At 62.9% G+C, this 12,630-nt stretch carries 14 protein-coding genes; 8 read left to right on the top strand and 6 right to left on the bottom strand.

What is annotated here, in order from left to right:
• Window position 1: 1 nt before the first annotated feature.
• The 6 genes from NDN16_RS19200 to NDN16_RS19175 form a co-directional block, all read right to left on the bottom strand.
• Window positions 2–787, bottom strand: coding sequence for an ABC transporter permease (locus NDN16_RS19200; RefSeq protein WP_251115070.1), 786 nt, complete (start codon window positions 785–787; stop codon window positions 2–4).
• A complete protein-coding gene (locus tag NDN16_RS19195; RefSeq protein WP_251115069.1) occupies window positions 784–1,656 on the bottom strand; it encodes an ABC transporter permease in 873 nt (290 codons plus the stop codon). The genes NDN16_RS19200 and NDN16_RS19195 overlap by 4 nt, the downstream gene beginning before the upstream one ends.
• Window positions 1,657–1,723: 67 nt before the next feature.
• Complete coding sequence (locus NDN16_RS19190) at window positions 1,724–2,713, bottom strand: ABC transporter substrate-binding protein (protein WP_251115068.1); 990 nt, start codon at window positions 2,711–2,713, stop codon at window positions 1,724–1,726.
• A 38-nt stretch (window positions 2,714–2,751) separates the two neighbouring features.
• Entirely contained in the window at window positions 2,752–4,041 is a 1,290-nt protein-coding gene (locus NDN16_RS19185) for an NAD(P)/FAD-dependent oxidoreductase (protein ID WP_251115067.1), read from the bottom strand.
• Window positions 4,042–4,073: 32 nt separating this feature from the next.
• Window positions 4,074–4,808: an HAD-IA family hydrolase gene (locus NDN16_RS19180; protein ID WP_251115066.1), complete on the bottom strand. Its 735-nt coding sequence runs from the start codon at window positions 4,806–4,808 to the stop codon at window positions 4,074–4,076.
• Between the two features lie 55 nt (window positions 4,809–4,863).
• Window positions 4,864–5,943 carry an ABC transporter ATP-binding protein gene (locus NDN16_RS19175; protein WP_251115065.1) on the bottom strand — a complete coding sequence of 360 codons (1,080 nt, stop codon included), beginning with the start codon at window positions 5,941–5,943 and terminating at the stop codon, window positions 4,864–4,866.
• Window positions 5,944–6,148: 205 nt separating this feature from the next.
• On the opposite strand from NDN16_RS19175, the gene NDN16_RS19170 reads away from it, so the two are divergent.
• From NDN16_RS19170 to NDN16_RS19140, 8 genes are all read left to right on the top strand, one after another.
• Complete coding sequence (locus NDN16_RS19170; protein ID WP_251115064.1) at window positions 6,149–7,147, top strand: LysR family transcriptional regulator; 999 nt, start codon at window positions 6,149–6,151, stop codon at window positions 7,145–7,147.
• Window positions 7,147–8,205, top strand: a complete 1,059-nt coding sequence (locus tag NDN16_RS19165; protein WP_251115063.1) for a sulfurtransferase — start codon at window positions 7,147–7,149, stop codon at window positions 8,203–8,205. The genes NDN16_RS19170 and NDN16_RS19165 overlap by 1 nt, the downstream gene beginning before the upstream one ends.
• Before the next feature lie 9 nt (window positions 8,206–8,214).
• Window positions 8,215–9,450 carry a YeeE/YedE family protein gene (locus NDN16_RS19160; RefSeq protein WP_251115062.1) on the top strand — a complete coding sequence of 412 codons (1,236 nt, stop codon included), beginning with the start codon at window positions 8,215–8,217 and terminating at the stop codon, window positions 9,448–9,450.
• A gap of 257 nt (window positions 9,451–9,707) precedes the next feature.
• Complete coding sequence (locus NDN16_RS19155; RefSeq protein WP_192386118.1) at window positions 9,708–10,925, top strand: tyrosine-type recombinase/integrase; 1,218 nt, start codon at window positions 9,708–9,710, stop codon at window positions 10,923–10,925.
• Window positions 10,922–11,635, top strand: a complete 714-nt coding sequence (locus NDN16_RS19150) for a hypothetical protein (protein ID WP_192386119.1) — start codon at window positions 10,922–10,924, stop codon at window positions 11,633–11,635. The genes NDN16_RS19155 and NDN16_RS19150 overlap by 4 nt, the downstream gene beginning before the upstream one ends.
• Window positions 11,636–11,720: 85 nt before the next feature.
• Window positions 11,721–11,918, top strand: a complete 198-nt coding sequence (locus NDN16_RS21180) for a helix-turn-helix transcriptional regulator (protein WP_353050237.1) — start codon at window positions 11,721–11,723, stop codon at window positions 11,916–11,918.
• Entirely contained in the window at window positions 11,915–12,133 is a 219-nt protein-coding gene (locus NDN16_RS19145) for a hypothetical protein (RefSeq protein ID WP_192386121.1), read from the top strand. The genes NDN16_RS21180 and NDN16_RS19145 overlap by 4 nt, the downstream gene beginning before the upstream one ends.
• A complete protein-coding gene (locus tag NDN16_RS19140; protein ID WP_251115061.1) occupies window positions 12,130–12,612 on the top strand; it encodes a hypothetical protein in 483 nt (160 codons plus the stop codon). Before NDN16_RS19145 ends, NDN16_RS19140 begins: the two co-directional genes overlap by 4 nt.
• Window positions 12,613–12,630 lie beyond the last annotated feature (18 nt).

Here is a 12,630-nt window from a genome sequence, read left to right as displayed (position 1 = left end):
TCTAGCGGTCCTTTTTCTGGAAGGCGGCGATGACCATTATCAAGGCGAAGGACGTGACCGTCAGCAGCGTGGAGATGGCGGCGATGGTGGGGTCGATCTCGTCGCGGAGCGCGGTAAACATCCGCCTCGTCAACGTCTGGACTTCGCCGCCGGAGATGAACAGGGCGACGACCGTCTCGTCCAGCGAGGATATGAACACGAAGATCGCGCCGGATATGACGCTGGGGCGAATTTGCGGAAGCGTCACCGTCATGAAGGCGCGGAATCGGTTCATGCCCAGCGAGCGCGCAACCATCTCCTGCGTATGGTCGAAGCTCTGCAGCCCCGCAGTTACAGCAAGGACGACGAAGGGAATGCCCAGCATCGTATTGGCGAAGACGAGGCCGGTGACCGAGGAGAGAAGGCCGATCTGCGCATAGACGAGGAAGACGCCTATGGCCACGATGATGATGGGCACCATCAGCGGCAGCATCAGGAGAATGCGCAGCACGCGCATGATCCGCAATGACGAGTAGGTAATGGCGTATGCGGCGGCGATCCCGATGGGCGTCGCCACGATCGTCGCCAGAAGCGCGACCGAGAGGCTCGTCCGTGCCGCACCCATCCACGCGGGGTTGGTGAAGAACGCCTCGTACCAGCGAAGGGAATAAGCGCGCGGCGGAAAGGACAGGAAGCGCGCGTCCGAAAACGACATCGGCACGATGATCGCGATCGGCAGGATCAGGAAGGCGAGTACGAGGCCGACAAGCGCGTAGGTCAGCACGCGGGATAGGGCGGACTGGCTCATCTGGTGGAAAACACCCTGTCGAGAGGCAGGAAGCGGCTGACGGTCCAGAAGATCGCGCCGACGATGGCAAGCAGCACCACGCTGACGGCGCTGGCCGCGCCCCATGCCTGGTAAAGTTCGATGTTGCGGGAGATGACCATGGAGACCATCACCGTGCGGCCGCCGCCCATCAATTCGGGCGTGATGTAGAAGCCGAGGCACAGCACGAAGACGAGCGTGCATCCGGCCAGAATGCCCGGTAGCGACAAGGGCAGGAAGACCCGGCGGAACACATGGAACGGGCTGCCGCCAAGGCTCGATCCGGCTGTCAGGAGGTCTCGCGGGATCCTGGCCATCGTCGCCTGCAGGGGCAGGATCATGAAAGGCAGAAGGATATGGACCGTGGCGATGATCGTGCCCAGTTCGTTGTGGACGAGCGATAGTGGCCGTTCGATCAGCCCGATATCGCGCAGGGTCGAGTTCACGATGCCCGAGCGCTGGAGCAGGATCAGCCAGGCATAGGCCCGCACGAGGACACTGGTCCAGAACGGGACCAGCACGAAGGCGAGGATAAGGGCGCGCCATTTGCCCTTCGCCACCGTCGCCGCATAGGCGACGGGGTAGGCGAGAAGCAGGGTGACGACGGTCACTATGAAGCTGATGCGGAAGGTGAGGACGAAGGTGTTGAAATAGACCGGGTCCGAAAATAGCCGGATATAGTGGTTGAGGGACGGGCCCCCGTCCCAGAACGACTGGAACAGGAGCCATGCCAGGGGCACGAGCAGCAGCAGGAACACCACCGCGAAGGCGGGCAGCGCCAGCACCGACATGAGGAGGTGCTCGCGCCGTTCGAAAGCGCGGGCCCGGTCTGTGTTTCTTTGCTCCGTCATCGAAAGCTCCGGCCTACTGGATGAAGTTCAGCCAGCGCTGCTCCGCGGCTTCGCCCTCGGGAGAGGCCTACCACTCGTCCGAGATCAGCGTCTGCCTGGCAGCGTTTTCCGGAGAGCTCGGCAATTCTGCCGCACGCCCGGCCGGGATCTTGCCCGTATCGAAGGCTGCCGGGTTGCCGGGCCCGTAGTCGATTTCCAGCGGCAGGTTGGCCTGGAGCTCGGGCGACACGGCCGCATTGATGAAGGTGACCGCCGTGTCGAGATTGGGCGCATTCTTCAGGATGCAGAGTTGCGTATTCTGCAGGAAACCGTCGTTGAAGGTGAAGTCTATATCTTCGATGTCCTTCATCACCGCGCTGGCGCGGCCGTTCCAGACCATGGCCATGTCGACTTCGCCATCGGCCAGCAGCTGTGCGGACTGGCCACCGGATGTCCACCAGACGGTGATGTGCGGCTTGATCTCCTCCAGCTTGCGGAAGGCCCGGTCCACATCCAGGGGATAGAGCTTGTCGCGCTCCACGCCGTCGGCCAGGAGGGCGGCCTCCAGCGTTACGTGCGGATGATTGCGCAGCGCGCGCGTGCCGGGAAACGCGTCGACGTTCCAGAAGTCGGCCCAGCTCTGCGGGACCTTGTCCCCGAGGTTCGCCTTGTTGAATGCGAGCACGCTGGAATAGAATTCGTAGGCCACGGAGTAGGGCGTCTTGTATTCCGCGGGCATCGACTCGGCATTCGGGATCTTCGAATAGTCGAGCTCCTCGATCAGCCCGGCCTTGCCGCCGCGCACGCAATTGGCCGGAGGCGTATCGACCACATCCCAGATCGGCTTGCCGGTCTCGCCTTGCGTCTTGATCATCGGCCAGGCGTCCGGCGCGGAATCCTGGTTGATGGTGATGCCGAGCTGTTCGGCGGCCGGGTCCAGGATCGCCTTTGTCTGCGCTTCCTGGTAGGCGCCGCCTTGCGAGACGAAGGTTATCTGACCGTCGGCCAGGGCCGGAAGGGTGCCGAGACCTGCAGTAAGGGCGGTCCCGGCTGCGAGAATGCGGATCTGCTTCAACATCGTCGTTTCTCCGTGGCGCTTAGGGGGATGAGGGGCGATCAGCGTCCGATCGCGTCGAGGAACTGGTACCAACCGGCGACGACGCGTACGGCTGGCTCGCGAATGGGATAAAGCGGAACCGCCTTGGGCGCCGGCGTGGCCAGCAGGCCCAGATCGGGCATGTCGCCCAGCAACAGATCCGCAACGCGGCTTCCCATCAGGCTGGCCGTTGCGATGCCGGTGCCGTTGTAGCCAAGCGAGAAGGCAGTATGCGGGTCCAGCAGGCCCACCTGCGGAACGCTGTCCAGCGTCATGGCGACGAGGCCCGACCAGCGATGCGTAACCCTGGTGCCTTCGAGCTGCGGAAAGATCCTGCGCATCGCCCTTTCCAGCGCGTCGAAGGCCGGCCGGCTGTCGGCCTTGCCGAAGGCTCCGCGTCCGCCGAAGATCATCCTGTCTCCATAAGGGCGGAACCAGCGCATCATCCGCCGTGTCTCGCTGTAGGAACGGCGTTCCCGCAGCATGCTGTCGCGCAGCTCCGGGGCAAGGGGTTCGGTCGCAACCATCGCGCTTCGGAAGGGGATGACGGCTCGGCGTACCGGTTCGCTCGCGCGGGTCAGGTCGCTATAGGCGTTGGTGGCAACGATCAGTCGCCGTGCCGTCAGCGTGCCGCGCGGCGTCTCGATCACGATGGAGCCCGTAGCCTTGCGGATGGAGCATGCCGGCGTGCGCTCGAAGATCGGCACACCCCGCGCAATTAACGCGCGGGCCAGCCCGCGCGCATAATTGAGCGGGTGTATGGTGCCGGCGTGGGGAGTCAGCGTGCCGCCCACAAAATCCCGAGACCCTGTTTCGTCCGCGACCTCGGCCCGCGCCAGCATGCGGATGGATGTATCGCCGAACTCCCGCCGCATGATCTCGGCTTCGGCGGACAGCGCGTCCAGCGCCACCGAATTGTGGGCACAGCGCAGATTGCCGCGCAGTTGGAAGTCCGCATCCCCGATCGCCAGTTCGTCGACATGGCGCTCAACCTCGGCCACGGCGTCGTGGCCGATGTCGTACATGCGCCGCGCCATCGCCATTCCGTGCGCGCGGGCGACTGCCGGAAGCGACACGCGAAACTTGGTGGAAACGACGCCCCCGTTGCGCCCGCTGGCGCCCCAGCCGATGCCGTTCGCATCCAGTATCGCCGGCATCTGCCCGCGTTCGGCCAGTCGGAGCGCTGCGCAAAGGCCGGTATAGCCGCCGCCGATCACCGCTACATCCGCTTGATGGTCGCCCACCAGGGTGTCCTGCGTGCCGTGCAGTGGCCCGGCCGTATCGGCCCACAGCGAGGGCGGCCAAGCCATCGGAAATTTCGTCGCTGCCGCCCTGCCGTCCATCAGGCTGCCGCCTTCCCGTGTCCGGCGCCGCCGGCGATGTCGGCCTCGATGGCATCGGCAAGCTGTGCCAGAGTGGCGAAGTGGAAATCCGGCTTGGTCACTTCGGGCGGGGTCGGCGTGCCGCCGAAGCCCTTCTGCCCCTGGCGACGCTCGATCCAGCAGACCTTGTAGCCGAGTTCCCGTGCAACGCCGATATCGTGATACTGGCTCTGCGCCACATGCAGTATCTCTTCCTGCTTGAAGCCGAAGGCGGACTGGCGTCCCCGGTTGAACGCGAAGAACAGCGGGCTCGGCTTCGGAGTCAAGGCCTCGTCGGCGGTGACGCTGTCGTGGAACGGGTTGTCCAGCGTGTGCGAATAGCTCTGGAAGGTCACGCGGTCGGCGTTGGTCATCGCAACGAGGCGGAACCGCTGGCGCAGCCGCTTCAACGCCTCGACGGAATCAGGGAAGGCCGGATGCCGGAGAATTCGGGCCTGGAAGGCGGCGGCGGCGGCATCGCTTCCGTCGAGGCCGAGCTTGCCCGCCAAATGCCGGTAGACGTCGCCCATCGCCTCGCTCGAGCGGCCCGGAAACAGGTCGCGCCCCTCCACATAGGGCTTGAAGATGTCGTCGTCCGACAAGTCTTCGCCTGCTTCGGGGTTGAGCGCCCGAACGCTGTCGAGAACGCCCTTCTCGAAGTCGATCAACGTGCCGACGACGTCGAATGTCAAAACCTTGAACCGCTCGAATGCCATGATCTTCTTCCAAGCTCCTCGTGGTGGCGGGTGGCCGGGCGGCGCACCCGATGCTTCAGCCCTGCGTTTCCGGAACCACGATCACGTCTTCCGGATGAAGCGTCAGGGACACAGGTTGCCCCGGCTGCGGGATGGCGCTGCGCGCCGCGTGGTGGCTGGGCTGGCGCAAGGCCAGGACCTGCCCGTCGGGCAGGGCCACCGTCACGCGCACGCTTTCGCCCTGGTAGATCACTTCGCGTACGGTGCCCGTCAGCCGGTTCTGCGCCGACGCATCGCCGCCGATCAGCAATTTCTCGGAGTGCACGGCCAGGAACAGCCGTTCCGCCGCCGGTACGGCGCGCGCGGACACGATGCGCGTGCCGGCAACGGAAACGGTCCGCTCGTCCAGCCTTTCGGCTTTGGCCAGCATCGCCTCTCCGATGAAGCGCGCCACGAAGGCATCGGCCGGATGGTCGTGCAGGCGCTGCGGCGCATCCACCTGCACCAGCCGCCCTTCGGACAGGATGGCCACGCGGTCGCTCATGGTCAGCGCCTCGCGCTGGTCGTGCGTCACGTAGATCGTGGTCGCGCCGAGCTTGCGATGAAGTTCGCGCAGTTCGATTTGCATCGATTCCCGCAGTTGCTTGTCCAATGCCGACAATGGCTCGTCCATCAGGATCAGCCGTGGTTCGAAGACGATGGCCCGGGCCAGCGCGACCCGCTGGCGCTGCCCGCCCGACATGGCGGCGATGCGCCTGTCCTCGTAACCGGACAGGGCCACCATGCCCAATGCGTCCCTTACCTTCGGCCCCCATTCAGCCTTTGGGATGCGGCGGGCGCGCAGGGGAAAGGCGACATTCTCGCCGACGGTGAGATGCGGGAAGAGGGCGTAGTTCTGGAAGACGACGCCGATGTCGCGCTTGTGCGGCGGCATGAAGGTGACGTCCTGGCCGCCGATCCTGACATGGCCGGCGCTCGGCGTGACGAAGCCGCCGAGAATGCCGAGGAGGGTGGATTTGCCGGAGCCGGACGGGCCGAGCAGGGAAACGAACTCGCCTGGAGCGACGGACAGGGTCAGGTCGTCGAGCGCGACGAACTTTCCGTAAGTCCGTGTCGCATGTTCGATATCCACTCCGACCCGTTCGCGTAGCTGCATGAAGATACGATGCTCCGTCGTTACGGCAATTACCTGATGTATGGGAGGCCCGATGCAGACATCGGCTCCCGTCCGGCGCGATATGGGCAATCGTGCCCTGCGGCGGTCGAACTCGGCTTGAAAGTCTGGCCTGTCCAGGACAGCTGAACAAATACCGGTCAGAAGGGCAATTGCATAATTGTGCTTCACGGAGTTACAAAATGTAATGTCATCGCTGCGTCGCCTCGTTCCTTCGATGAATGCGCTGCTGGCCTTCGAGGCGGTGGTGCGTTGCGGCAGCTTCGCGCGGGCGGCATCGGAGTTGAGCGTTACGCCGCCCGCCGTCAGCCGCATGGTCGGGCGGCTGGAAGATCATCTCGGCACGCGCCTCCTCAACCGTGCACCCGGCGGCAACACGCCAACCATGGATGGCAGCATCCTGTTCGAGGGAATATCGAAGAGCTTTCGCGGCATCGAGGCGGCGCTCAAGGAGATCGAGCGTCGCCGGAGCGACAGCCAGAGCGTGACGCTGTCGGTCTCGACGGCCTTCACCACGCACTGGCTGATGCCGCGCTTTCCACGTTTCCAGTCCGAAGTGCCGAATGTGGATCTGCGGTTCCAGCTTCTGCCGGGACCGATCGGAGGGCCGGTGGACGATGTGGACCTCGGCATGCGGTTCGACGCCTTCGGAGCCGATCACGAGGTCTTGCTGCTCGCGCCGGAAGTGCTGCTGCCGATCTGTTCTGCATCCTACCTGGAGCGGCAGAAGCGCGGGCGGCTCGGCCCGGATGGCGAAGCGGTCATCAATCTCACCGGTGCACAGCCGGACTGGTCGGGCCTTGTCGATTTCTCGGGCGCCTTCCAGGCGGGCCATGCCCTGGCCTTCTCCGATTATACGATCGTGGTGCAGGCAGCGCTGCTGGGGCAGGGTATCGCCCTAGGCTGGCTCAGCGTCATCGCCCATTGGCTGTCGGTCGGTTCTCTCGTGCCGGCATCGAACCGGCTGCGTGTCACGGGACGGCCATGTCAGATCGTGCGGTCGCGATCACGGCCGGCCCGCCCTGCCGTCGTTGCCGTCCGTGACTGGATCGCGGAGGAGGTCCGGCACGAGATCCGCGTGATCGACGCCAAGTTCCCGGAATTGAAGCTGGCGTCGGCGGTGCGAAATGGGCAGCGCCTCGATAGCACGCGCGCTGAGATCAATCGTTCGAGCACGCGTTTGTGATGGGCCGTGAGCCGCCAGACGCCAAACACGGCCAAAAACATCTACTGATCTGGTATATTATTTCTCGCTGCCCGCCGTCGACCAGCCTTAGGCTGACCTGGGGAATGCATCCTTGGAGAAGCAGCATGAGAAACCATGGGGCCATTACGGCTGTCGCCTTCGCTTTCACGATCATCGGAAGTTCCACCTCGGCCACGGCGCTCGACGCGCCGGACGGGCCGCTCGTCACCACCGAATGGCTGGAAGCTAATCTGGGAGATGAGAATCTTCGCCTGCTGGAGGTTTCCGTCGAGCCCGGCGTCTTCGAACGCGGCCACATCGAAGGGGCGCAGAACGTTGTGTGGCACACGGACCTTGTGGATCCGGTCAAGCGTGACATTGCCAGCCGTAACGAATTCGAGGCGCTTGTGCGGAAGCTCGGCATCGACGATCAAAAGACGGTTGTCCTTTATGGCGACAACAACAACTGGTTCGCGGCCTGGGGCGCCTGGGTGTTCGATACCTACGGCATCGACGTTAAACTGCTCGATGGCGGCCGCAAGAAGTGGGAGGCCGAGAACCTGCCCCTGTCGACGCGCGTCGCTTCAATACCTGAAACGAGCATCGAGCTTCCCGAGCGCAACGAGGCACTGCGTGCGCGCTTGACGCAAGTACTGGATGTAGTGAACGGCGCGGAGGAAGCCACCATCGTCGATATCCGCTCGGCCGACGAGTATTCCGGGCGAATCTTCGCACCGGAAGGCTCCCAGGAATTGACGATCCGGGCGGGGCATGTCCCCGGGGCGATCAACGTGCCGTGGGGAACTGCCGTTGCAGAAGACGGCACGTTCAAACCGGCCGAGGAACTGCGCCGGATCTACGCCGAGAAGGGAATTGACGGCTCGAAGCCGATCATCGTCTATTGCCGCATCGGAGAGCGGTCCAGCCACACATGGTTCCTGCTCGGCAAGATCCTCGGCTATGACGTGCGGAATTACGATGGCTCATGGACGGAATACGGCAATTCGGTCGGCTCGCCGATCGTGAATGTCTCCAACACCGTGTGGACCGGAAATTAGCACGGGACTATGACGGCTCGTCCGCAGAACGTCTTCGCCGCGGCGCCCGGCAGCCTGACGGTTGCCTTGCGTCGCCTCGTTCCCCTCGGCATCGCATCGGCGCTTGTGATCTCGGCTCTTGCACTGTCGTGGGGCGGGGCCGGCGATGGACTGGCGCTGTCGCTGACATTCGGCGCGCTCTTCGGCTTCGTGCTCCAGCGCACCCGCTTCTGCTTCTACTGCTCGATCCGGGAGTGCATCGAGGAAAAGGAGCCGGATGGCGTTCTCGGCATCCTGGCGGCGCTCGCCGTCGGAGTGGCAGGCTATGCTGTTGTCTTCGGCGCCTGGATGCCGGACCCTGCAAGCGGCCGTCTTCCTCCGGACGCCTTCATCGGCCCCGTTGCATGGACCCTCGTTCTAGGCGGGCTTGCCTTCGGCGCCGGCATGGCGGTTTCGGGCTCGTGCCTATCCGCCCATCTTTACCGCCTCGGCGAAGGTTCCCCGACTGCTCCCTTCGCCTTGGTGGGTGCGTTCATGGGTTTCATACTGGGGCTTGGCACCTGGAACAGTCTCTACCTCGGGATGGTCGTAGACAGACCGGCGGTGTGGTTGCCCGGTCATCTTGGATACGCGGGCTGGCTTGCGGCGTCTCTGTTGGTTCTTGTGGCCTTGGCGTGGCCGCTGATGTCCTGGAGGTCCGACCGGCGCGCAGAGACGCGGGCAAGCCTTGTTCGCCTCGATGAAGGTCCATTGAAACCGTTGAGAGCGATATTCACCGGGCGATGGCCCGGATGGCTCGGCGGTATCGCCGTGGGATTGCTGGGCATGATCGCCTTCCTGCGCGTCGCGCCGTTGGGCGTCACGGGCGAACTTTCCAAACGCGCCCGTGCGGCCGGCACCGAACTGGGTTTGGTTCCGGGGCAGTTGCTGGGGTTGGACAGGTTGCGCGGCTGCATTTCCATCGTCGCCGACGCCGCGCTGTCCAACAATGGGCTGTTCGTCGCGGGGCTTGTTTCGGGCAGTTTCGCGGCTGCACTGGCCAGTGGGCAGTTCACGCCGCAGCGTCCGGGTGTCGGGCATGTCGCGCGCGGGTTGGGCGGCGGTATACTGTTGGGATGGGGCGCAACGACCGCGCTGGGCTGTTCTGTGGGCGCGCTTCTGTCCGGCATTCATGCCGGCGCCCTGTCAGGCTGGGTATTTGCCCTTGCAATGCTTGCAGGCATCGTCATGCTTCGGGCGAGAGCGATCCTGGCTCGCTGGACGTGACGTCGACTCCGTCCACTGCACAATGATGAGTTTCTGGTGAGCGCGCAGGGATTCGAACCCTGGACCCCATGATTAAAAGTCTCATTTTTGCGAAATCCTATGGACGGAAACGAACGCTGATAAAAGGCTGAAGCCCTTGCCAAGTAACGGTTTTTATGTCCCCTTACGTTCAACGGCGTTCGGTAGAGTTCCAGCATCCTGGAACCCCCTCGGAACCCCGAACGTAAAATGTGACAATTTGGTCATGGGGTCTGGGTATGCCGAGGAAGAACCTGACAGCGCGGTTTGTGGATAGCGTCAGCGTCGAGACGAGGACCGATTTCTGGGACGAGGCAATGCGCGGCTTGGTGCTCCGGGTAGGCCCATCCGGTGCCAAGTCGTGGACGTTCATCTACACCGCCGAAGGGGACGGCGAGAAGCGCCGCGTGACCTTGGGGAGACATCCTGCCCTGACCTTGGAGAAGGCCCGGCGCAAGGCTCTGGATCTCGCCGCCGCAGTGGCAGACGGCGGAGATCCCGCCAGTGATAAGCGCGCATCCCGCGAAGCAATGACCTTCGCGGATCTGGCCGGCCTCTACGTTGAGCGCTACGCAAAGCGAAACAAGAAATCATGGGAGCAGGACGATCGCCTTCTCCGCGTCGAGGTCCTTCCCGTAATCGGCAAAAAGAAGATGACCGCCGTCACGAAGCGCGACGTCCTCGACATCATCGAGGCCAAGGCCGAGGCCGGCTTCCTTGTCCAATCAAACCGGCTGCTGGCGCTACTGCGGAAACTTGGAAACTGGGCCGTGGCGGAGGACTATATCGCGGCCTCTCCAGCGGCCGGCGTGAAACCCCGTTCGAAGCCGGTCAGCCGCGATAGAGTCCTTTCTGAGGATGAGGTAGCGGCGATATGGAAAGCGCTTCCAGGAGCCGCTCTGAGGGGCGTCACGCGCGACGTATTCCGCCTTCTCCTTCTAACCGGCCAGCGTAGCGGCGAAGTCAGTGGCATGCGCCGCTCAGAAGTTGACGTCGACGCGGCGCTGTGGACCATCCCGGCAGCGCGCACGAAGAACGGAAGAGCTCATACCGTGCCCCTGTCGCCCGCGGCGATGGAGCTTGTTAATGCCCGGCTGTCTAAGGCCGGCGAAGAGAGAGATGCTCCGCTCTTCGCCCACGTTGATGAGCCGATGCCGTCGAACGCCATCGCCCATGCGGCGCGGCTAAAGCTCCAACTCTTCGAGGATCCATGGACTCCCCATGACATACGCCGCACGGTCGCGACCATGATGGCTGACAGTGGAACATTGCCGCATGTCATAGAGGCGGTTCTGAACCATATCTCCGGCTTCCGCGCTGGCGTTGCGGGAACGTACAACCGGAACGCCTATGATCGTGAGAAACGGCAGGCGCTCGATATGTGGGCGGATCGCCTTGATGCCATAGCTACGGGCCGCGCCAGCAACATTTCCCCAATGCGCAGGGGTGCCGCATGACACCCTTCGATGAGTTCGAGCGATCTCATCGTAAGCGGATCGAAGCCTCGCTGAAATTACACAGGGCGATGCACGCTTCCCTAATAAAAGTCTGCAAATATCGACGCCGTAGTATCCCGGAGGACCTCGATTATCTCTGCATGACCATTTGGGAGGCGGAACGTCTATCAGGGCTTCGAGAAGGTGACGCGGGAGATCGGGAGTCAGTAGAACGGGTCGGCCAGTTCATCGCCGCCGCGGACGCCTTGAAGTGCGCGTCCGCGAGCCTCCTGTCGCAGGCGAAAGTCGAGACCGGGAACCGCGCTAACGTTGCCAGTGAGGCAATCGCCTCGATGGGCAGCATGCGTTCGCCGGACGAGGACCCATCAAAGGCAGGACAGTTTCAGAGAGGAGGTCATGAGATCGATGAGATGCTCCAGCGATTGGAATGGCTGGTCGACGACGCACGACACGCGCTGGAGCGACATCCTGCGATAGCAGGAGCGGCACCGAACCGCGACCGGCAGGAGACAATCAGGCAATTATTCTTCGCGTTCCGCCGAGCATTCCCGCGCGCTTCCGTAGCTGTGAACCGGAAGGGGTGGGTAACTGGCGATTTCGTAGCGTTCTACGGCGCCATTGAGCATTGCCTGCCCGAGCGGCTGAGATTCAACAATTATCCGGGGCGATCGGAGGGGATAGGGGCCGCTCTTAGGGGGGAACTCGACTGATCAACTAACAATTCCCCCCGTTCAACATTTGAATCTGTGGGAGTATCTGGAAGACCTCGAAACATCAATTGACGAGGTAAAACCAATGAAACTCCTATCAATCAAGGAAACGTGTCAGCGTTATACGTTCAGCCGAACGACGCTCTGGCATGAAATGAAGATCAATCCGACCTTTCCGAAGCCCATCGAAGTATCGAAGGGCCGGAAGGCTTTCGTCGAGGCTGAGATTGACGCCGACATCGCTGCCCGCATTGCAGCCCGTGACGGGGAGCTCGCCCGATGAACGCCTCTGTCCAAAATGCGCCGATCATGTCGAGCCGAGTATTTGCCGAGGTAATTGATAAGCGCCATGACAACGTCAGTCTGGCCCGACCTTCCAACGCCATGGCAGCAATCGTTACGGAGACCGATTTCACTGGTGCGACGGTTGAAATCGGCGCCGCCGTTGGTCTGATCGTCGATGGAGAGACGTTCGTGGCTCGGGAGGCACGGTCATGAACCACAGTGACGAAGTCTCGGCGCTCATCGATCGTCTATATGGAAAAGGCGTCAATTCAACCAACCGGTTAAGCTTCCTTTTAAGCTTGCTGCACGGCCGCCCGACTGAGGTGTTCTGGCCGGTTTTTCTGGAAACTTGGTCTAGATGCGACGACACTTGGCACGAACGGCGATGGATGCTCTTTATGTTGCGGCAGCATGGATCTGCAAAATCCGGCAATGCGGGCCGGTCGCGTGACTTCATGAGTGTCGACGGCAGGTCCTTCTTCGACAGCCTACCTGATTTAATCACGATATATCGCGGTTGCTCCCGTCCAAGGGTGCGCGGCCTGTCTTGGACAACAGACCAACGAGTAGCGCGGACCTTTGCGAGAGGCCACCGCGGAATAAGGGTTCCTGCGCCGGTAATTGTCACTGCAAGAATTCCTAAAGTGGCGATCTTCGCGGTCATCACGATCGTGTCCCATGGAGTGGTGTAGCTGGATTTCATAGCCATC

Source organism: Aureimonas altamirensis, from assembly GCF_023702225.1.
Classification (GTDB): domain Bacteria; phylum Pseudomonadota; class Alphaproteobacteria; order Rhizobiales; family Rhizobiaceae; genus Aureimonas; species Aureimonas altamirensis_B.
Note: the sequence above shows the minus strand (reverse complement) of the source record. Positions and strands in the feature narration are given on the sequence as shown.

Bases quoted from the DNA above. Each gene is read 5' to 3' on its own strand.
- NDN16_RS19170 (WP_251115064.1), top strand. From the start codon at position 6,149: ATGTCATCGCTGCGTCGCCTCGTTCCTTCGATGAATGCGCTGCTGGCC.
- NDN16_RS19145 (WP_192386121.1), top strand. From the start codon at position 11,915: ATGAACGCCTCTGTCCAAAATGCGCCGATCATGTCGAGCCGAGTATTT.
- NDN16_RS19175 (WP_251115065.1), bottom strand. From the start codon at position 5,943: ATGCAGCTACGCGAACGGGTCGGAGTGGATATCGAACATGCGACACGG.
- NDN16_RS19150 (WP_192386119.1), top strand. From the start codon at position 10,922: ATGACACCCTTCGATGAGTTCGAGCGATCTCATCGTAAGCGGATCGAA.
- NDN16_RS19160 (WP_251115062.1), top strand. From the start codon at position 8,215: ATGACGGCTCGTCCGCAGAACGTCTTCGCCGCGGCGCCCGGCAGCCTG.
- NDN16_RS19200 (WP_251115070.1), bottom strand. From the start codon at position 787: ATGAGCCAGTCCGCCCTATCCCGCGTGCTGACCTACGCGCTTGTCGGC.
- NDN16_RS19185 (WP_251115067.1), bottom strand. From the start codon at position 4,041: ATGGCTTGGCCGCCCTCGCTGTGGGCCGATACGGCCGGGCCACTGCAC.
- NDN16_RS19140 (WP_251115061.1), top strand. From the start codon at position 12,130: ATGAACCACAGTGACGAAGTCTCGGCGCTCATCGATCGTCTATATGGA.
- NDN16_RS19180 (WP_251115066.1), bottom strand. From the start codon at position 4,808: ATGGCATTCGAGCGGTTCAAGGTTTTGACATTCGACGTCGTCGGCACG.
- NDN16_RS19190 (WP_251115068.1), bottom strand. From the start codon at position 2,713: ATGTTGAAGCAGATCCGCATTCTCGCAGCCGGGACCGCCCTTACTGCA.
- NDN16_RS19155 (WP_192386118.1), top strand. From the start codon at position 9,708: ATGCCGAGGAAGAACCTGACAGCGCGGTTTGTGGATAGCGTCAGCGTC.
- NDN16_RS19165 (WP_251115063.1), top strand. From the start codon at position 7,147: ATGGGCCGTGAGCCGCCAGACGCCAAACACGGCCAAAAACATCTACTG.
- NDN16_RS19195 (WP_251115069.1), bottom strand. From the start codon at position 1,656: ATGACGGAGCAAAGAAACACAGACCGGGCCCGCGCTTTCGAACGGCGC.
- NDN16_RS21180 (WP_353050237.1), top strand. From the start codon at position 11,721: ATGAAACTCCTATCAATCAAGGAAACGTGTCAGCGTTATACGTTCAGC.